This is a genomic window from Pseudomonas fluorescens group sp. PF-69 (genome assembly GCF_054481235.1).
In genome coordinates, this window is record NZ_JBTMNC010000001.1 from 1,569,537 (window position 1) to 1,587,683 (window position 18,147).

An 18,147-nucleotide genomic window follows, 5' to 3' on the forward strand; every position below is an offset into this window, starting at 1 on the left:
GCCTGCTCGCGATGGGGCCCTCACATTCAACATTGATGTTGACGGATGGACCGCTATCGCGAGCAAGCTCGCTCCCACAGGGTGTTGCGTATTACCGGGTTACTGGCCCGGGATGTCCTTGCGCAGCTTCACCGGGTCTCGCTGCTTTTTCTTTTTCGCAATTGCGGTGCGCATCTTGATGTTGATCGCTTCCACCGCCAGCGAGAACGCCATGGCGAAGTAGACGTAGCCTTTTGGCACGTGCACGTCGAAGGATTCGGCAATCAGCACCGTACCGACCACCAACAGGAACGACAGCGCCAGCATTTTCAGCGAAGGGTGCTTGTCGATGAAATCGCTGATGGTGCCGGAAGCCCACATCATCACCAATACGGCCACGATGATGGCCGCGACCATGACCGGTACGTGGGAGACCATGCCGACTGCGGTGATCACCGAGTCCAGGGAGAACACGATGTCGATGATCGCGATCTGGATAATGGTGTAGAGGAAGTTGCCGCCCGCGCCACTCGGCTCGTCGTTGGTTTCGTCCTCACCTTCCAGCGCGTGGTACATCTCCTGCGAGCTTTTCCACAACAGGAACAGGCCACCGAAGAACAGGATCAGGTCTCGCCCGGAAATACCCTGGCCGAACACGACGAACAGGTCGGCGGTGAGGCGCATGACCCAGGTGATCGACAGCAACAACAGAATCCGCGTGATCATGGCCAGCGCCAGCCCGAAAATCCGGGTGCGCTGCTGCATGTGCTTGGGCATGCGGCTGACCAGGATCGAAATCATGATGATGTTATCGATGCCCAGGACGATTTCCAGGGCGGTCAGGGTAAAGAAGGCAACCCAGATTTCAGGGTTGGTCAGCCATTCCATGTGTATTCCTTTGAGCGAGTGTTAAACCACAAAGGGCCCGGGCTTCAAACAGCGAAGCCTGGACCCGATGCGGTGAGTCTTGGGCTTATAGAGTGCTGAACAGCGGGAAAATCCCCATCAGCAACGCGGCAACCAGTATGCACATGCACACCAGAACTGCCCACTTCAGCGTGAAACGCTGGTGGTCACCGAAATCGATACCGGCCAGGGCCACCAACAGGTAAGTCGATGGTACCAGCGGGCTCAGCAAGTGGACGGGCTGACCGACGATCGAGGCACGTGCCATTTCCACTGCGGTAATACCGTAGTGGCTGGCGGCTTCGGCAAGTACCGGTAACACGCCGTAATAAAACGCATCGTTCGACATGAAGAACGTGAACGGCATGCTCACCAGCGCCGTGATCACGGCCAGGTAAGGGCCGAGGAAGTCAGGGATCACTGCCAGCAGGCTTTTCGACATGGCATCGACCATACCGGTGCCCGACAGGATACCGGTGAAGATACCAGCGGCAAAGATCAGCCCGACCACTGCCAGCACGCTGCCGGCATGGGCCGCGACACGATCTTTCTGCTGTTGCAGGCACGGATAGTTGACGATCATCGCAATACTGAACGCCACCATGAACAGCACCGGTAGCGGCAGCAAACCGGCAATCAGGGTGCACATCAACGCCAGGGTCAGGGCGCCGTTGAACCAGATCAGGTTCGGACGACGGGCATCCGGGAACTGCGAAACAGTGATTTCACTGTGGTCGATTTCATCACCAACCAGGTGCAGCTCACCCAGACGCGCCCGTTCACGCTTGCCGTAGAAGTAGGCAATCACGAGGATCGCCAGCACACCGGCAGCCATCGCCGGAATCATCGGCACGAAGATCGCCGACGGGTCCACATGCAACGCACTGGCCGCGCGGGCGGTCGGGCCACCCCATGGGGTCATGTTCATCACGCCACCGGCGAGGATGATCAGGCCGGCCATGATCCGCGGGCTCATGCCGATGCGGCTGTAGAGCGGCAGCATGGCGGCCACGCAGATCATATAAGTGGTCGCGCCGTCACCATCGAGGGAGACGACGAGCGCCAGTACGGCGGTGCCGACCGAAACTTTCAACGGGTCGCCCTTGACCAGTTTGAGGATCTTGCGCACGGCCGGGTCGAACAGACCCGAGTCGATCATCAGGGCGAAGTACAGAATGGCGAACATCAGCATCACGCCGGTCGGCGCGAGCTTGGTGATGCCTTCAAGCATCATCGGGCCGATTTTCGGGCCGAAACCACCGAACAGGGCGAAGACGATCGGAATGATGATCAGGGCGATCAGCGCGGACAGGCGCTTGGTCATGATCAGGAACATGAACGTGATGACCATGGCGAAGCCAAGGAAAGTCAGCATGGGAATACTCCAGGCATAGCGCGGCTAGGGAAAGGGCGGATCGGGCGGGATCAGCGCAGAACGGCAAGCACGAGGCGTACGGACGGAGTTAGAGCGAAGCGGCGGATAGAAGAGGACATCAGGATCACCATTGTTGTTGTTAAATGGGCCGGGCGAGCAATCGAACACTCGTGTTGGCCAACCGGTCTGTTGCCGGCAGTGGGGGCGATCCTAATCGGGGAAGCTTTCAGCCAGCTTTCGCCGATGAAAGCTTTGACCGGATGTATAACCGGTCGTCGGACAGGTTTTGAGCCCATCGATTCGGGCCCGGGAGAAAAACGAGATGAATGCGCTTCACACCGGCGGTTGCCACTGCGGACAACTGCGCTACCAATTCAGTGGGCCATTGCGCGATATCGCCCATTGCCATTGCTCGATTTGCCGTCGGGTCAGCGGCGGCATCGTGACGACCTGGATCACAGTGCCGGCGTCCGCCTTTCAATGGTTGGCCGGAACACCGACGCGGTACGACTCTTCAGCCACCTGCGCACGATACTTCTGCGGCCACTGCGGCGCGCAACTGGCGCTGGTGACCCACTTGAGCCCGGAGAGCATCGACGTGACCATCGCCACCCTCGACCATCCCGAACAGGCGCCGGCCGAGCGCCACATCTGGACCGACAACCGCTTGCCCTGGCTGCACCTGGATGAGCATTTGCCGGGCGAGCCCGAAGAAAGCATCTGATCAAAAAACAGACAGGTCCAATGGGCGAATCGCGCCCATCCAGATGGCGTGCTCGCTGTGATCCAGCAGATCGTCGCCGGTGTCCGGGTGCAGGAACACCACCAGCCCCTTGCGGTTGAGCGCCAGCCACGGCAACACATCGCCGATGAGCTCAGGCCCGAAGGCCAGCTGGCAACTCCAGTCCGGATGGGGGCCGACCAAGCGCTCGTGGACGCGGCCCATCTGCAGCGGGAACAGCCGTGCAGCCTGCTCACACAACGCCCGTGCCTGATCGATGGTGCTGGCATCGAAGTAAACATGGGCGTGATAGCCCTTGATCCGTTGCATGTGAATCCCTCCAAAACCCAGTCGAACCCTCACCGTTTCCCACAGGTCACACGCCGTATACACAGGAAACAACGGAGCCTGGCCATGAAAAATGCTGAAACACCGGTGGTGAAAGTGGTGCTATATGGTGCCATGAGTAGCTTCGGCAGCGCGCTGATGGCTGAAATGCTGCGCCGCCAACATGAAGTGATCGCCATTCTCGATGACCTGACCGCCCTCGCGCCACGTCCGGGCTTGCGCACCAAGACGGGCGACCTGTTTGAGGCCGAGCGGGTCAAGCAAAGCGTGGCGGGCAGCTCGGCTGTTGTCTGTTTACTGGACGCACCGGGATTGCCCTTCAACAGCGAACATGTGGAAAAGACCTTCGTGCCAGGCCCGGTCGAGCAGGTGCTGGCGGTGGATGCGTTGATCGATGGCATGCAGGCGGCGGGCGTTGCACGGTTGTTTCTGGTGGGGGACTTCGAGGTGCTGGACGATCCCGAGATTGACGACGTCCTGCAACGCCACGCAGCCGAGGAAATGCGTGAAGCACTGCAAAGCAGTGCCTTGCAGTGGACACTGGTGAACGCACCGCGTGGGGTGCCGGGCTTGACCATCGAACATTTCAGTCAGGTCAGCAGCCGCCTCGAGCCGGGCCTGGCAGAGCCATTGAATCGTCTGGCCCGGACTGCCGTGGGGATCGCCGATGAATTGCGTTTAAACCTGCACATCGGCGAGCACGTCAACTTCATCGCGACTGAACCCTAAACCGCGATAGAAGGCAGCGCCAGACCATTGAGCGATTGCGCACTGCGGGCCTGCTCGGCCATCAACCAGTCGACAAACTGTTGAATCAATGCCCCACGCCGCTTGCGTTGCGGCAGGACCACGTAATAGCCCAGCCTGGAAATCACCGTCTCGGCGATGGGGCGGCACAACAGGCCTTGCGCCAACAAGTTATCCACAAGGTGGCGCCAGCCGATGGCCACGCCCTGACCGCCAATCGCGGCCTGTATCAACAGGGTGTAGTTGTCGAAGCGCAACTGGCCCGGCGCCGGCGGAGAGGTGATGCCCAACTCGCGAAACACGCCGCTCCAGTCGAACCAGTTACTGCTGTTTTCACCGCGAAGGTGCAGCAAGGGAAACTCCAGCAGCGACTGGGCAGGCAAGGGCAGGGATCGCTCACTCAACAACTGCGGACTGCACACCGGGAACACTTCTTCACTGAACAGCCAATGGCTTTCGCCCTGTTTGAAGCGGCCATCACCGAACAGTACCGCCACATCGATATCGGTACGTAGCATGTTATGGCTGCGCTCACTGGTCACCAGGCTGACATCCACTTGCGGATGGGCCGCGTGAAAGCGGTGCAGGCGCGGCATCAGCCAATAGGCCGCGAATGCGAAATCGGTGGCGACTTGCAGCACCTCATGCTGTTGTTGTGCGCTGATAGCGCTTAATCCGGCATCGATTTGCTGCAAACCGAGCTGAACTTGCTCGAAAAGAACCATCCCGGCCTCGGTCAGTTCGATACCGCGATAGATGCGGTCGAACAGACGGGTCGCCAGTTGTTCTTCCAACCGTTTGATCTGCTGGCTGATGGCCGGTTGCGTGGTGCCGAGTTCAACGGCCGCGGCGGTGAAACTGCGTTGGCGGGCCGCGGACTCGAACGCGCGAAGCAAATCCAGGGACAGGTCACCCAGGGCGTCATACATAAGCTGTGCTTATCCTAGTCATTGCCGTACATGGGCTTTACCGCAATGTGCATGGGTTACATGCTCGATCGCAGCACTCTCGCATAAACATCCACTATGGAATGCCGCGATCACATGAAGCGCAAGAACATTCTTTTCATCATGGCCGATCAGATGGCCGCGCCAATGTTGCCGTTCTACGGTCCTTCACCGATCAAACTGCCTAATCTGAGCCGCCTCGCCGCCCAAGGCGTGGTATTCGACGCCGCTTATTGCAACAGCCCTCTGTGCGCACCATCGCGCTTCACTCTGGTCAGCGGCCAGTTGCCGAGCAAAATCGGCGCCTACGACAACGCGGCGGATTTCCCGGCCGATGTACCGACCTATGCCCACTACCTGCGTCGCCTCGGCTACCGCACCGCGCTATCGGGCAAGATGCATTTCTGCGGCCCGGACCAACTGCATGGCTATGAAGAACGTCTGACCAGCGACATCTATCCCGCCGACTACGGCTGGGCAGTGAACTGGGACGAGCCAGACGTGCGCCCGTCCTGGTATCACAACATGTCTTCGGTGCTGCAAGCCGGCCCCTGCGTACGCACCAATCAACTCGATTTCGACGAAGAAGTGGTGTTCAAGGCCCAGCAGTATCTGTTCGATCACATCCGCGAAGAGGGCGACCAGCCGTTCTGCCTGACCGTTTCGATGACTCACCCCCATGACCCGTACACCATTCCCAAGGCATTCTGGGATCTGTACGACGATGCCGATATCCCGTTGCCTGTGACGCCGGATCAACACGAACTCGACCCGCATTCACGACGTTTGCTCAAGGTCTACGACCTGTGGAACAAGCCGCTGCCTGTGGATAAGATCCGCGACGCCCGCCGCGCCTATTTCGGGGCGTGCAGCTATATCGACAGTAACGTCGGCAAACTCCTGCAAACACTCGACGATACCGGGCTTATCGACGACACCATCATCGTGTTCTCCGGCGACCACGGTGACATGCTCGGCGAGCGTGGCCTCTGGTACAAAATGCACTGGTATGAAATGGCGGCCCGCGTGCCCCTGTTGATAAGTGCCCCTGGGCAATTCGGCGCCGGCCGGGTCAGCGCCTCGGTGTCCACTGCCGACCTGCTGCCGACCTTCGTCGAACTGGCGGGCGGTTCGCTGGAACCGGGCTTGCCGCTGGATGGCCGCTCACTGGTTCCGCACCTGCAAGGACAGGGCGGGCACGACGAAGTGTTCGGCGAGTACATGGCCGAAGGCACCATCAGCCCATTGATGATGATTCGCCGCGGCGCCTACAAATTCATCTACAGCGAAGACGACCCTTGCCTGCTCTTCGATGTGCACAATGACCCACACGAATTGGAAGAACTCAGCCAGTCACCGCAACATCGCCAGCTGTTCGACGATTTTCTCGCCGAAGCGCGGGCTCGATGGGACGTTCCCGCGATCCACCAACAAGTGCTCGCGAGCCAGCGACGCCGGCGTTTCGTCGCCGATGCGCTGACCATCGGCAAGCTGAAGAGCTGGGATCACCAGCCGCTGGTGGACGCCAGTCAGCAATACATGCGCAACCACATCGACCTTGATGATCTGGAGCGTAAAGCACGTTATCCACAACCCTGCCAAAACCAATAATGTTAAGGGGAAGTCCATGCAAAGGTTATCCACAGTACTGACGGTCGGGCTCCTGGCTCTGGGCAGCGCTTCGGCGTTTGCCGATCAGAGCTGCGACACGGTGAAAATGGCCGATCCTGGCTGGAGCGACATCGCCGCGACCAACGCCATCACCGGGTTTCTGCTGGACGGCATGGGCTACAAGGCCAAGGTCGACACGCTTGCGGTGCCGATCACCTACGGTGGGCTCAAGGATGGCCAGGTCGATGTGTTCCTGGGTAACTGGATGCCGGCGCAGCAGGGCTTCTACGACAAATTCGTGGCCACCGGTGATGTCACGCAACTGGCGAAGAACCTCGACGGCACCGAATTCACCCTCGCCGTCCCGGACTACGTGTGGGATGCGGGTGTGCATAACTTTTCCGACCTGAACAAGTTCGCCGACAAGTTCGACAAGAAGATCTACGGCATCGGCTCCGGCGCGCCAGCGAACGCCTCGTTGCAGGAAATCATCAAGAAGAACGACTTCGACATGGGTCAGTGGAAACTGGTCGAATCCAGCGAACAGGCCATGCTCGCCGAAGTGTCTCGCGCAGTGAAAAAACAGAAGTTCGTGACCTTCCTCGGCTGGACCCCGCACCCGATGAACGTGCAGTTGAAAATGCACTACCTCAAGGGCGGCGAGAAATACTTTGGCGACACCGGCAGCGTCCACACCCTGACCCGCAAAGGTTATGCACAGGCCTGTCCGAACGTTGGCAAGCTGCTGACCAACCTGAGTTTCACCCAGGAGATGGAAAACAGCATCATGGCCGAGGTGGTGAACAAGAAAGTCAGCAATGCCGACGCGGCCAAGGCATGGATCAAGGCCAACCCGGCGGTGCTGGACAAGTGGCTTGATGGCGTGAAGACCGTGGACGGCAAGGATGCATTACCGGCGGTGAAAGCCAAGCTCTGACAACACCTGTGTGGCGAGGGCGCTTGCCCCTCGCCACAGCAAGCACCGTCGCCACATAAATTTTGTCGCCCTGCTACCCTTGCGAAAATTCCCGACCGAGAGGCTCCATGGCCCTTCCCAGCCGCCACTCACTCTTTCCGTTCCTCACCTGGTTACCCCGGCAAACCCGCGCCAGCGTTGGTCGCGATCTGATTGTCGGTCTCAGTGGCGCGATTCTCGCGTTGCCACAATCCATTGCCTACGCGCTGATTGCCGGCCTGCCACCGGAATACGGTCTGTACGCGGCGATCATCCCGGTGCTGATTGCCTGTCTGTGGGGTTCGTCGTGGCATTTGATCTGCGGTCCTACAGCGGCCATCTCCATCGTCCTGTACGCCAGCGTCAGTCCTCTGGCCGTTCCGGCGACGCAGGACTACGTCACCTTGATCCTGCTGCTCACATTCCTGGCCGGGATTTTCCAATGGCTGCTGGGTTTGTTGCGGTTCGGCGCATTGGTGAATTTCGTCTCGCACTCGGTGGTGCTGGGTTTCACGCTGGGTGCGGCCGTGGTGATCGCCGTCGGCCAGTTGCCCAACCTGTTGGGGCTGGACTTGCCGAGCCAGGCCACTGCCCTGGACAGCTTCATCAATTTATTCAGGCATCTCGACAAGGTGGACAAACCGTCGCTCGTGCTGGGCCTGGCCACCGTCGTGATTGGCGCGATCCTGAAACGGTTGTTGCCGCGCTGGCCGACCCTGTTGATCACCCTGATGCTGGGCGCGCTGCTGGTTTGGCTCTGGCCCGCGATGTTCGGTCATGTGCAACGGGTCAGCGCCTTCACCGGCAAGTTACCGCCATTCAGCCCGTTGCCGCTGGACCTCGACCTGGTCCTGCGCCTGCTGCCCAGTGCCGTGGCCGTGGGCATGCTCGGGTTGGTGACCAGCCTGTCGATCGCCCGCTCGCTGTCCGCACGTTCACAGCAGTTGCTCGATGCCAATCAGGAAGTACGCGCCCAAGGCTTGTCGAACATTGTCGGGGCCTTTTTCTCCGGATCGCTGTCAGCCGGTTCGTTCACCCGCTCAGGCCTGAGCTATGACGCAGGCGCTTGTTCGCCGTTGGCGGGAGTTTTTTCGGCGTTGTGGGTGGCGCTGTTCGCGATCTTCGGCGCCAGCCTGATCGCGCACATTCCAATCCCGGCCATGGCCGGCAGCATCCTGTTGATCGCCTGGGGATTGGTCGACCATCGCGGCATTCGCGCCTTGCTGCGGGTCAGCCGTGCCGAGTTCGTGGTGATGGCGCTGACCTGTGTCGCGACCTTGCTCCTGGAATTGCAGACGGCGATCTATGCCGGCGTGCTGGCGTCGTTGTTCTTCTACCTCAAACGCACCTCACAGCCACGGGTTCAACATATACGCAATGGCGACGAAGACATTCTGCGAGTCGGCGGGTCGATCTTTTTCGGCGCCAGCCATTACCTGCAAGTGCGCCTGCAACTGATGCACGGCGCGCGGGTGGTGATCGAGGCGCAGCAGATCAACTTCATCGACTATTCGGGCGTGGAAATGCTGCATCAGGAAGCGCGGCGACTGCTGCGCCAGAATCGCAGCCTGACCCTGCGACAGGCGCGACCGCAGGTGGTGGAAGAGCTGCGCAAGCTCGAAGGCGCGGAGAAATGCCCGATTCGGTTTGAAGACTGAAACACTGCACGGGAAACACTCGCCACAACGGCCTAGAGGGCCAACTGCCGGCGCAGCTCGGCCAGCACCGGCGCCGTATCCGGACGCACGCCGCGCCACAGGAAAAAAGCCTCCGCCGCTTGTTCGGCGAGCATACCCAAGCCATCCATCGCCACCGCTGCACCGTGTTCGCTGGCCCAGCGGCAGAACGAGGTCGGTTCCTTGCCGTACATCATGTCGTAGCACACCGTTTTGCCCGGCTCGATCAGGCTGCTGGCAATCGGCGGGACTTCGCCCGAGAGGCTGGCGGACGTTGCGTTGATAATCAGGTCCACCGATTCCTGCAACCAGTCATAACCGCTGGCCGATACCGGGCCCAGGTCACAGAACAGTTCCGCCAGCAACTCGGCCTTGTCCACGGTACGGTTGGCGATGATCACCGACGCCGGTTGCTCCGCCAACAAAGGCTCCAATGCACCGCGCACCGCGCCGCCAGCACCGAGCAGCAGGATGCGTTTGTCCTTGAGGCTGAACCCGGCATTGACCGTCAGGTCGCGCACGAGGCCGGCACCGTCGGTGTTATCGCCCAGCAGGCTGCCATCGGCCAGTTTGCTCAGGGTATTCACCGCCCCGGCCCGTCGTGCCCGCGCCGTCAGGCTATCGGCCAGTAGGTAGGCTTCTTCCTTGAACGGCACTGTGACATTGGCCCCACGACCCTCGAGGAAAAACGCCCGGGCACAGCCGGAAAAATCGTCGAGCGGCGCCAGCGAGGCGCTGTAGTCGAGTTTCTGCCCGGTCTGCTCGGCAAACAGGCGATGGATCAATGGCGACTTGCTGTGACCAATCGGGTTGCCGAATACGACGTAACGGTCCATCAGGATTCCTCGTTCAGGCCTTGGCCAACCAATCGCGGTCTTGCAGGAAGTATTCAGTCAGGCGTGCTTCTTCGCTGCCCGGTTCGGCTTTCCAGTCATAACCCCAGCGCACTTGCGGCGGCAGGGACATGAGGATCGACTCGGTACGCCCGCCCGATTGCAGGCCGAACAAGGTGCCACGGTCGTAAACCAGGTTGAACTCGACGTAGCGCCCGCGGCGGAACTCCTGGAACTCTCGCTGTTTGGCGGTGAACGCGTCGTTCTTGCGCCGTTGCACGATCGGCAGATAAGCCTCGATATAGGCGTCACCGATGGCGCGCATGAAGGCGAAACTGGTGTTGAAGTCCCACTCGTTCAGGTCATCGAAAAACAAGCCGCCGATGCCACGTGGCTCGTGGCGATGCTTGATGTGGAAGTAGCTGTCGCACCAGGCCTTGTAGCGCGAATAGACCTCCGGACCGAATGGCGCGCAGGCCTGCTCGGCGATGCGGTGCCAGTGCACGCAGTCTTCTTCATTGCCGTAGTAAGGGGTCAGGTCGAAGCCGCCGCCGAACCACCAGACCGGCTCTTCACCTTCTTTTTCGGCGATGAAAAACCGCACGTTGGCGTGGGAGGTCGGCACGTGCGGGTTGTGCGGGTGGATCACCAGGGACACGCCCAGGGCTTCGAACCCGCGCCCGGCCAGTTCTGGCCGATGGGCACTGGCGGACGGGGGCAGGCCGCTGCCGAAAACGTGGGAAAAATTGACGCCGCCCTTTTCGATGACTGCGCCGTTTTCGATCACCCGCGTACGTCCGCCTCCACCGGCAGGCCGGTTCCAGGCGTCTTCAACGAAGCGCGTGCCGCCGTCTTCGGCTTCCAGCGCAGCGCAAATGCGGTCTTGCAGGTCGAGCAGGTAGGCTTTTACGGCCTCGGTGCGGGTAGTCATGGCATCACCTTGGATCGGGCAAAGCTACGCGGCGCTCCATTGGAGCTCAGCCTGCGCAAATGGGCGCGTAGCATACCACCGCCGATGCGCTCGTCGCAGTTGACGAAGATCAAGCTTAGGAGTCCGATAGGACGCTTTGGCAGAAAACGAACTCAGGAGAGTGCAGATGGCAAAGCGTATCCAGTTTCGCGCCCATGGCGGCCCCGAAGTGCTCGAGTATGTGGATTACCAACCCGCCGAGCCCGGCCCGCAGCAGGTCCGCGTGAGCAACAAGGCCATCGGCCTGAACTTCATCGATACCTATTACCGCAGCGGCCTCTATTCGCCGCCGTCCCTGCCATCGGGTGTGGGTTCCGAAGGGGCAGGCGTGGTCGAAGCCGTCGGCAGCGAAGTGACCCGGTTCAAGGTCGGTGATCGCGTGGCCTATGGCAGCGGGCCATTGGGCGCCTACAGTGACGTGCATGTATTGCCCGAAGCCAACCTGGTGCATCTGCCGGACGCCATCAGCTTCGAACAGGCGGCCGGGGTCATGCTCAAAGGCCTGACCGTGCAATACCTGTTGCGTCAGACCTATGAACTCAAGGGCGGCGAAACCATCCTGTTCCACGCCGCTGCCGGTGGCGTGGGCTCCCTGGCGTGCCAATGGGCCAAGGCACTGGGCGTTAAGTTGATCGGCACCGTGAGTTCAGCGGAAAAAGCCGCGCTGGCCAAGGCCAACGGCGCCTGGGCGACCATCGACTACAGCCATGAAAACGTCGCACAGCGCGTACTGGAATTGACTGACGGCAAAAAGGTCTCGGTGGTGTACGACGGCGTCGGCAAGGACACCTGGCTGACTTCGCTCGACAGTGTGGCGCCCCGGGGGCTGGTGGTGAGTTTCGGCAATGCGTCCGGTGCGGTGGACGGGGTGAACCTGGGGATTCTGGCGGCGAAGGGTTCGCTGTACGTGACCCGCCCGACACTGGCGACCTACGCCAACAACGCCGAGAACCTGCAGCGCATGGCCGACGAACTGTTCGAGATGATCATCAGCGGCAAGCTGAAGGTCGATATCAGCCAGCGTTATCCACTGGCCGAAGCAGCGAAGGCGCAGACCGAGTTGTCGGCGCGGCGCACGACGGGGTCGGTTGTTCTGCTGCCTTAAGATTTTCAGCGACTGGCAGGGCCTCATCGCTGGCAAGCCAGCTCCCACAGGTTTCGGTGGTGAATACAAATACTGTGAACACCCGAAATCACTGTGGGTGCTGGCTTGCCGGCGAACGATGACGCGACGTCAACCCGCGCGCATCACCTGGCCGGTCGCCAAATCGCGAATCACACTCGGATTCTTGCGCCCGCCGAGATTCCCGCCCAGCACCAGATCAAGCTGTCCACGGAAATACTGCTCCACGCGAATCCGCGTGCGCGCCGCCGGCCGGCCCTGAGGGTTGGCGGACGTCGATACCAGTGGCCCGACCAGTGAGCACAAGTCCCGCACCAGCGGGTGATCGCTGACCCGCAGGGCCACGGTTTCGTGCACGCCGGTAATCCACTGCGGCAACATGTTCTGATGCGGTACCAGCCAGGTGTTCGGCCCAGGCCAGGTGCTGGCCATGCGATCCATCCACAGCTCAGGGAAGTCTTCGAAGAGGAAGTCGAACTGACGGATGTTGTCGGCGACCAGAATCAGGCCCTTATCCACAGACCGGCCCTTGAGCAGCAACAGCCGCTCCACGGCCTCTTCGTCCCACGGGTCGCAACCCAGGCCCCAGACTGCTTCGGTTGGGTAGGCAATCACCGCCCCGGCGCGAATTGCTTGCGCGGCTTGTTGCACACGCCAACTGTTGACCATGAAAAACACTCCAGAATAAGGCTCTGCGCAGTTTACCGATCTTGTTTATAAAACCTAGCTCACTCGTGCAAACCAGCGGCCGTTTTCGCAAACCGCACGCCCCTCCATCTCCAGTTCCGTCAACGCCCCCAGCACTTTGGGCAAAGCCCAGCCGCAGGCATCGGCCAGTGCCTCACTGGAGAGCGGCGCGGCGTGAAGCAGGATCAGCAACGGGTGAGGCGCCGCCGTCGCGGGCGCTTCCGTGGAAAACGGCAGCTGCTGCCAGCCGCGCAGGGCTTCGAGGATATGCTCGATAGTTTCCACCAGCACGGCGCCGTCGCGGATCAGTTGATGGCAACCGCGGGCGCCGGGGTGATGGATCGACCCGGGAATCGCATACACCTCGCGCCCCTGTTCCGCCGCGAGCCTCGCGGTAATCAACGAACCGCTGGCCACACTGGCCTCCACCACCAGCACGCCGAGGGACAAACCGCTGATGATCCGGTTGCGTCGCGGGAAGTTGCTGGCGGTCGGACCGGCATCCAGCGGGAACTCCGAAAGCACCGCACTACCCGAGGCGATCATCGCGTCGGCCAATCGTCGATTGCGCTGTGGATAAAACTTTTCAAGACCCGTGCCAAGCACGCCGACCGTTTGCCCGCCAATGTCCAACGCCGCCTGATGAGCGGCCGCGTCGATGCCCAGGGCCAGACCGCTGGTAATGACAAAACCGGCGCCGGCCAGGCTGCGGGAAAACGCTGCGGCGGTGTCCATGCCCGGTCGTGATGCACGACGACTGCCGACCATCGCCAACTGCGGTTTTTCCAGAATGCCGGGGGTGCCGGCGACGAATAACAGCGGCGGTGCGTCGCTTATTTGTGCCAGCAGTGAAGGATAGTCAGGCTGGTCCCACATCAGTAAATGCTGGCCCTGACGCTCTAGCCAGGCCAAAGCGTGGCTGGCGCCATCGCGGATTTCAGCGCATCGCCTGGCCTCGGAACAGGCCAGTGGCAAGCCCAGCGCACGCCAGGCACTGGCGGGCGCGCTGATGGCTTTGGACGCCGAACCGAACGCTTCCAGCAGTTTCCTGAAACGCGCCGGCCCCAGTTCTGGTAGACGGTGCAGACGTAAACGAGCTTCCAGTTCCGCAGGGGAAACCGGTGCAGGGGCAGGCATCGACATGGATCATCCTTGATCGTTATGAGCATCCATACAAACGGGAATAAGCTGTGGATAACTCTGTTGGTAACTTGTGAAGCACCTTACGGATTTCGTACCTTGTCCATCACGGCCAACGAGCGCGATGCCTTGAGTACCAGCCCGTAGCTGAGCTTGTCGTAGGTGCGGAAAACCATCAGCAGTCCGGCACGCTCATCGGGGATTTTCAGGGGTTGGCCGGTGATCCGGTCGCGCACGGTTTCGCCGGTCTTCATCACCTCCAGGACATTGCCTTCGGCCAAACCGTCGCGCTGGCCCTTGTTCAGGGTGACCACGTCGAGCGCGCCAACCTGGGTGACGCCGCGCGGGACATCGATGATCAAGCCGTTGATTTCGTTTTTCGGGGCACTGGGCATGAAGGTCGTGTTGATCGAGCGTTCTTCACCGCTGAACAAGCGATCGCCCAGGCGCACCTCCTGAGTCGTGCGCTGCAGCGCCAGCGTGGCGACGTCGCCTTCGGTGGCGAGGATTTCGCCGCTGCCGATGTCATCGGCGTTGATCCCCAGAAATGCCTGGGTCAGCGGATCGGTGTAGACCTTGCCCTGACGGAAGATGCCGTAGACCGGCTGTGCCGGGTCGAATTGGCCGCGAGCGAAGATGTGATCGCCACTACCACTGAGCACCCGCTCGGCGTCCCCGGCCACGATGTAGGGCGCCTGGTCGAAATCCTCGACCTTGTCGACGATGCGGTTGCTCAGCAGAAAGCTTTTGATCGACCTCAGAGGAATGCTCGGAATGGCTTCCGCCACCGGGCTGCTGCGCACCCTTGGCGAGAGCTTGAGGGTGCCTCGGGACGCACCGCGATCGAGGGTCAACCGTGGCTGGCCATTGACGTAGACGAGCGACAGCGAATCGCCGGGATAAATAAGGTCGGGATTTTCGATCCGGGGATTGGCCTGCCAGAGCTCGGGCCACTGCCACGGCTCACGAAGGAATTTTGCCGAGATGTCCCAGAGCGTGTCCCCTGCGACCACTGTGTAAGTCTGTGGAAAACCTTCCCTGAGCTGCACTTGCCCATGCGCCCAGCCTGCCGAGGCCAGAAGGAGCAAGGCGAGTAGTGATTTCCTCATGCGGTGAATCCCTTTATTATGTGCGTTCGCGTGAAACGCCAGAGCCGTCAGTGGCTCGCTCCCGGCTTGCTTATAAAAAGAAGGGAGCTACGTTTTACATAGATAGCCTGCATCTTCGGACTCGCCAGGCCATCGATCCGACCTTACTTCACACGTGCAGTCATCAAGCTTATGGCCATTTTAAACATCCTCGAATTCCCTGATCCGCGCCTGCGCACTATCGCCAAACCAGTGGCCGTAGTGGACGACGAAGTGCGTCAGTTGGTCGATGACATGTTTGAAACAATGTATGAAGCACCGGGCATCGGCCTCGCCGCGACCCAGGTCAACGTGCACAAACGTATCGTCGTGATGGACCTCTCCGAAGACCGCACCGAACCGCGCGTGTTCATCAACCCGGAGCTCGAGCCCCTGACCGACGACATGGGTCAGTATCAGGAAGGCTGCCTGTCGGTGCCGGGTTTCTACGAAAACGTCGATCGCCCACAACGGGTCAAGGTCAAGGCTTTGGACCGCGACGGACAACCTTACGAACTGATCGCCGAAGAACTGCTCGCGGTGTGCATCCAACACGAATGCGACCACCTGAACGGCAAATTGTTCGTCGATTACCTGTCGACGCTCAAACGCGACCGGATCAAGAAGAAGCTGGAAAAGCTCCATCGCCAGAACGCTTGATGCCCTCCTTCAAAGGCTTGCTGCGGCAAGCCTTTTTCTTTTCAAGATGCTTTGCAATAGAGAGCCCTTCATGACTGAGCCACTGCGCATCGTCTTTGCCGGCACCCCGGAATTCGCCGCTGAACACCTCAAGGCCCTGTTGAACAGCCCTTATGAGATCGTTGCGGTCTACACCCAACCGGATCGCCCGGCAGGTCGTGGCCAGAAGCTGATGCCGAGCCCGGTCAAGCAGCTTGCTCTGGAACACAACCTCCCGGTGCTGCAACCGCCAACACTGCGCAACGAAGACGCCCAGGCTGAACTGGCCGCACTGAAACCGGACTTGATGGTGGTGGTCGCCTACGGCCTGATCCTGCCGCAAGTGGTACTGGATATTCCGCGCCTGGGCTGCATCAACAGCCATGCCTCGCTGCTGCCGCGCTGGCGCGGTGCGGCGCCGATCCAGCGCGCCGTGCAAGCGGGCGACGCCGAGAGCGGCGTGACCGTGATGCGCATGGAAGCGGGGCTCGACACCGGGCCGATGCTGCTCAAGGTCATCACACCGATCAGCGCCGAAGACACCGGCGGCAGCCTGCATGATCGCCTGGCCGAAATGGGCCCGCCTGCGGTGATTCAAGCCATTGCCGGCCTCGCTGCCGGCACGCTGGAAGGCGAAGTGCAGGACGACAGCCTGGCCACCTATGCGCACAAATTGAACAAGGACGAAGCCCGCATCGACTGGACCCGTCCGGCGATTGAGCTGGAACGCTTGGTCCGGGCCTTCAACCCGTGGCCGATCACCCACAGCACCTTGAACGGCGAAGCGCTGAAAGTGTTGGCCGCGAGCCTCGCACAAGGGAAGGGCACTCCAGGTGAAATCCTCGGCGCCAGCAAGGACGGGCTGATCGTTGCCTGTGGCGAGCAGGCGCTGTGCCTGACCCGCCTGCAATTGCCCGGCGGCAAAGCGCTGAACTTCAGCGACTTGTTCAACAGCCGTCGTGAGAAATTCGCGGTGGGCACCGTCCTCGGTCAAACGGCGGACGCTCAATGAACCCGCGTCTGGCCGCCGCCAAGGCACTGGCTGCTGTTCTCAGCGGCAAAGCCTCTCTAAACAGTTCGCTGCCTACGCAAATGGACAAGGTCGAAGACCGCGATCGTGGTTTCACCCAGGACCTGGCGTTCGGCACCGCACGCTGGCAGCCGCGGTTGTCGGCACTGGCGGCCAAACTGTTGCAGAAGCCTTTCAAGGCAGCGGACGCCGATGTTGAAGCCTTGTTGCTGGTCGGCCTCTACCAGTTGCTCTACACCCGCGTGCCGGCCCACGCCGCCATCGGTGAAACCGTCGGTTGCGCCGACAAGCTGAAAAAGCCCTGGGCCAAAGCCTTGCTCAACGCCGTACTGCGCCGCGCCCAACGGGAAAGCGAAGCGCTGCTGGCGGAGCTGGAACGCGACCCGGTGGTGCGTACCGCTCATCCGCGCTGGCTGCAAAAATCCCTGAAAGCGTTCTGGCCTGAACAATGGGAAGCCATTTGCGCGGCGAACAACGCGCACCCGCCGATGATCCTGCGCGTCAATCGACGCCATCACACCCGCGATGCCTACCTCGGCTTGCTCAGCGAGGCCGACATCGCCGCCCGTGCATGCGTTTACAGCCGCGATGGCATCATCCTCGACGCCGCCACCGACGTGCGCAGCCTGCCCGGTTTCGCCGACGGCTGGATCAGCGTGCAGGACGAGGCGGCGCAACTGGCCGCCGATCTGCTTGACCTGGCGCCCGGTCAACGGGTGCTGGACGCCTGCTGCGCACCGGGGGGCAAAACCTGCCACATCCTCGAAGCGGAGCCGGCATTGGCAGGCGTGGTGGCCGTGGACCTGGAAGCCAAACGCCTGGTACGCGTGCGTGAAAACCTCGAACGCCTGGGCCTGAGCGCCGAGCTGATCGCCGCCGACGGTCGCGACACCGCTACCTGGTGGGACGGCAAGCCGTTCCAGCGCATCCTGCTGGACGCCCCATGCTCGGCCACCGGCGTGATTCGCCGGCACCCGGATATCAAACTCACCCGCCAGCCCGATGACATCGCCGCACTGGCTGTGCTGCAAGGCGAACTGCTGGACGCCCTGTGGAAAACCCTGGAGGTCGGCGGCATTTTGCTCTACGCCACCTGCTCCACGCTGCCGACCGAGAACACCGAAGTCATCGAAGCGTTCCTTGCGCGCACGCCGGGCGCCCGTGAACTGGACCTCGCGACGGCAGCCGGGATCAAGCAACCCCATGGTCGCCAATTGCTCGCGCAGGAAGGCGGACACGACGGCTTCTATTACGCCAAGCTGATCAAGATCGCCGCCGCGCGCGGTTAACGGAT

The 18,147-nt window shown here is 61.2% G+C and carries 18 protein-coding genes; 9 read left to right on the forward strand and 9 right to left on the reverse strand.

From position 1 onward, the window contains the following. Window positions 1–99: 99 nt before the first annotated feature. A complete protein-coding gene (locus ACX3YF_RS07135; RefSeq protein ID WP_130208030.1) occupies window positions 100–867 on the reverse strand; it encodes a TerC family protein in 768 nt (255 codons plus the stop codon). An 85-nt stretch (window positions 868–952) separates the two neighbouring features. Next, a complete protein-coding gene (locus tag ACX3YF_RS07140) occupies window positions 953–2,260 on the reverse strand; it encodes a CitMHS family transporter (protein ID WP_198132119.1) in 1,308 nt (435 codons plus the stop codon). Between the two features lie 322 nt (window positions 2,261–2,582). Here ACX3YF_RS07140 and ACX3YF_RS07145 point away from each other — a divergent pair, with 322 nt between their 5' ends. After that, window positions 2,583–2,984 (forward strand): GFA family protein, encoded by a 402-nt coding sequence (locus ACX3YF_RS07145; RefSeq protein WP_458973589.1) that lies wholly within the window; start codon window positions 2,583–2,585, stop codon window positions 2,982–2,984. Here the strand turns inward: ACX3YF_RS07145 and ACX3YF_RS07150 are convergent, their stop codons facing one another. Continuing rightward, entirely contained in the window at window positions 2,985–3,311 is a 327-nt protein-coding gene (locus ACX3YF_RS07150) for a DOPA 4,5-dioxygenase family protein (RefSeq protein ID WP_198132115.1), read from the reverse strand. A gap of 84 nt (window positions 3,312–3,395) precedes the next feature. Here ACX3YF_RS07150 and ACX3YF_RS07155 point away from each other — a divergent pair, with 84 nt between their 5' ends. Further along, a complete protein-coding gene (locus tag ACX3YF_RS07155; protein ID WP_458973590.1) occupies window positions 3,396–4,058 on the forward strand; it encodes an NAD(P)-dependent oxidoreductase in 663 nt (220 codons plus the stop codon). Here ACX3YF_RS07155 and ACX3YF_RS07160 read toward each other — a convergent pair. Then, window positions 4,055–5,005, reverse strand: coding sequence for a choline sulfate utilization transcriptional regulator (locus ACX3YF_RS07160; protein WP_198132113.1), 951 nt, complete (start codon window positions 5,003–5,005; stop codon window positions 4,055–4,057). The two genes, ACX3YF_RS07155 and ACX3YF_RS07160, sit on opposite strands and share 4 nt — an antisense overlap. 114 nt (window positions 5,006–5,119) lie before the next feature. Here ACX3YF_RS07160 and betC point away from each other — a divergent pair, with 114 nt between their 5' ends. From betC to ACX3YF_RS07175, 3 genes are all read left to right on the forward strand, one after another. Next, on the forward strand, window positions 5,120–6,634 hold the full coding sequence (gene betC, locus ACX3YF_RS07165) for a choline-sulfatase (protein WP_458973591.1): 1,515 nt from the start codon (window positions 5,120–5,122) through the stop codon (window positions 6,632–6,634). A gap of 16 nt (window positions 6,635–6,650) precedes the next feature. After that, a complete protein-coding gene (gene choX, locus ACX3YF_RS07170; RefSeq protein WP_448645491.1) occupies window positions 6,651–7,571 on the forward strand; it encodes a choline ABC transporter substrate-binding protein in 921 nt (306 codons plus the stop codon). Window positions 7,572–7,678: 107 nt separating this feature from the next. Further along, window positions 7,679–9,247 (forward strand): SulP family inorganic anion transporter, encoded by a 1,569-nt coding sequence (locus tag ACX3YF_RS07175; protein ID WP_130208046.1) that lies wholly within the window; start codon window positions 7,679–7,681, stop codon window positions 9,245–9,247. Window positions 9,248–9,279: 32 nt separating this feature from the next. Here the strand turns inward: ACX3YF_RS07175 and aroE are convergent, their stop codons facing one another. Then, the gene (gene aroE, locus ACX3YF_RS07180) at window positions 9,280–10,101 is read right to left on the reverse strand and encodes a shikimate dehydrogenase (protein WP_130208048.1); all 822 of its coding nucleotides are present in this window, start codon (window positions 10,099–10,101) and stop codon (window positions 9,280–9,282) included. Between the two features lie 13 nt (window positions 10,102–10,114). Then, complete coding sequence (gene hemF / locus ACX3YF_RS07185; protein WP_454837604.1) at window positions 10,115–11,029, reverse strand: oxygen-dependent coproporphyrinogen oxidase; 915 nt, start codon at window positions 11,027–11,029, stop codon at window positions 10,115–10,117. Window positions 11,030–11,195: 166 nt separating this feature from the next. Here hemF and ACX3YF_RS07190 point away from each other — a divergent pair, with 166 nt between their 5' ends. Continuing rightward, window positions 11,196–12,173, forward strand: coding sequence for an NADPH:quinone reductase (locus ACX3YF_RS07190; RefSeq protein WP_130208050.1), 978 nt, complete (start codon window positions 11,196–11,198; stop codon window positions 12,171–12,173). A 129-nt stretch (window positions 12,174–12,302) separates the two neighbouring features. On the opposite strand, the gene ACX3YF_RS07195 is transcribed toward ACX3YF_RS07190, so the two are convergent. From ACX3YF_RS07195 to ACX3YF_RS07205, 3 genes are all read right to left on the reverse strand, one after another. Further along, window positions 12,303–12,860, reverse strand: coding sequence for an L-threonylcarbamoyladenylate synthase (locus tag ACX3YF_RS07195; protein ID WP_047535709.1), 558 nt, complete (start codon window positions 12,858–12,860; stop codon window positions 12,303–12,305). Window positions 12,861–12,914: 54 nt separating this feature from the next. Further along, the gene (gene dprA, locus ACX3YF_RS07200; protein WP_458973592.1) at window positions 12,915–14,021 is read right to left on the reverse strand and encodes a DNA-processing protein DprA; all 1,107 of its coding nucleotides are present in this window, start codon (window positions 14,019–14,021) and stop codon (window positions 12,915–12,917) included. Window positions 14,022–14,101: 80 nt separating this feature from the next. Beyond that, the gene (locus tag ACX3YF_RS07205) at window positions 14,102–15,127 is read right to left on the reverse strand and encodes a LysM peptidoglycan-binding domain-containing protein (RefSeq protein WP_448645490.1); all 1,026 of its coding nucleotides are present in this window, start codon (window positions 15,125–15,127) and stop codon (window positions 14,102–14,104) included. A gap of 171 nt (window positions 15,128–15,298) precedes the next feature. Between ACX3YF_RS07205 and def the strand changes: the two genes are divergently transcribed. The 3 genes from def to rsmB all read left to right on the forward strand — a co-directional run bounded on the left by def (window position 15,299) and on the right by rsmB (window position 18,142). Next, a complete protein-coding gene (def, locus tag ACX3YF_RS07210; RefSeq protein ID WP_090326993.1) occupies window positions 15,299–15,805 on the forward strand; it encodes a peptide deformylase in 507 nt (168 codons plus the stop codon). Window positions 15,806–15,875: 70 nt separating this feature from the next. Beyond that, entirely contained in the window at window positions 15,876–16,835 is a 960-nt protein-coding gene (fmt, locus tag ACX3YF_RS07215; protein ID WP_458973593.1) for a methionyl-tRNA formyltransferase, read from the forward strand. Beyond that, window positions 16,832–18,142 (forward strand): 16S rRNA (cytosine(967)-C(5))-methyltransferase RsmB, encoded by a 1,311-nt coding sequence (gene rsmB / locus ACX3YF_RS07220; protein WP_288098014.1) that lies wholly within the window; start codon window positions 16,832–16,834, stop codon window positions 18,140–18,142. The genes fmt and rsmB overlap by 4 nt, the downstream gene beginning before the upstream one ends. Window positions 18,143–18,147: the final 5 nt, after the last annotated feature.

Excerpts from the sequence above, each read along its gene's own strand:
- ACX3YF_RS07135 (WP_130208030.1), bottom strand. The coding sequence starts at position 867 with ATGGAATGGCTGACCAACCCTGAAATCTGGGTTGCCTTCTTTACCCTG.
- ACX3YF_RS07140 (WP_198132119.1), bottom strand. The coding sequence starts at position 2,260 with ATGCTGACTTTCCTTGGCTTCGCCATGGTCATCACGTTCATGTTCCTG.
- ACX3YF_RS07145 (WP_458973589.1), top strand. The coding sequence starts at position 2,583 with ATGAATGCGCTTCACACCGGCGGTTGCCACTGCGGACAACTGCGCTAC.
- ACX3YF_RS07150 (WP_198132115.1), bottom strand. The coding sequence starts at position 3,311 with ATGCAACGGATCAAGGGCTATCACGCCCATGTTTACTTCGATGCCAGC.
- ACX3YF_RS07155 (WP_458973590.1), top strand. The coding sequence starts at position 3,396 with ATGAAAAATGCTGAAACACCGGTGGTGAAAGTGGTGCTATATGGTGCC.
- ACX3YF_RS07160 (WP_198132113.1), bottom strand. The coding sequence starts at position 5,005 with ATGTATGACGCCCTGGGTGACCTGTCCCTGGATTTGCTTCGCGCGTTC.
- betC (WP_458973591.1), top strand. The coding sequence starts at position 5,120 with ATGAAGCGCAAGAACATTCTTTTCATCATGGCCGATCAGATGGCCGCG.
- choX (WP_448645491.1), top strand. The coding sequence starts at position 6,651 with ATGCAAAGGTTATCCACAGTACTGACGGTCGGGCTCCTGGCTCTGGGC.
- ACX3YF_RS07175 (WP_130208046.1), top strand. The coding sequence starts at position 7,679 with ATGGCCCTTCCCAGCCGCCACTCACTCTTTCCGTTCCTCACCTGGTTA.
- aroE (WP_130208048.1), bottom strand. The coding sequence starts at position 10,101 with ATGGACCGTTACGTCGTATTCGGCAACCCGATTGGTCACAGCAAGTCG.
- hemF (WP_454837604.1), bottom strand. The coding sequence starts at position 11,029 with ATGACTACCCGCACCGAGGCCGTAAAAGCCTACCTGCTCGACCTGCAA.
- ACX3YF_RS07190 (WP_130208050.1), top strand. The coding sequence starts at position 11,196 with ATGGCAAAGCGTATCCAGTTTCGCGCCCATGGCGGCCCCGAAGTGCTC.
- ACX3YF_RS07195 (WP_047535709.1), bottom strand. The coding sequence starts at position 12,860 with ATGGTCAACAGTTGGCGTGTGCAACAAGCCGCGCAAGCAATTCGCGCC.
- dprA (WP_458973592.1), bottom strand. The coding sequence starts at position 14,021 with ATGTCGATGCCTGCCCCTGCACCGGTTTCCCCTGCGGAACTGGAAGCT.
- ACX3YF_RS07205 (WP_448645490.1), bottom strand. The coding sequence starts at position 15,127 with ATGAGGAAATCACTACTCGCCTTGCTCCTTCTGGCCTCGGCAGGCTGG.
- def (WP_090326993.1), top strand. The coding sequence starts at position 15,299 with ATGGCCATTTTAAACATCCTCGAATTCCCTGATCCGCGCCTGCGCACT.
- fmt (WP_458973593.1), top strand. The coding sequence starts at position 15,876 with ATGACTGAGCCACTGCGCATCGTCTTTGCCGGCACCCCGGAATTCGCC.
- rsmB (WP_288098014.1), top strand. The coding sequence starts at position 16,832 with ATGAACCCGCGTCTGGCCGCCGCCAAGGCACTGGCTGCTGTTCTCAGC.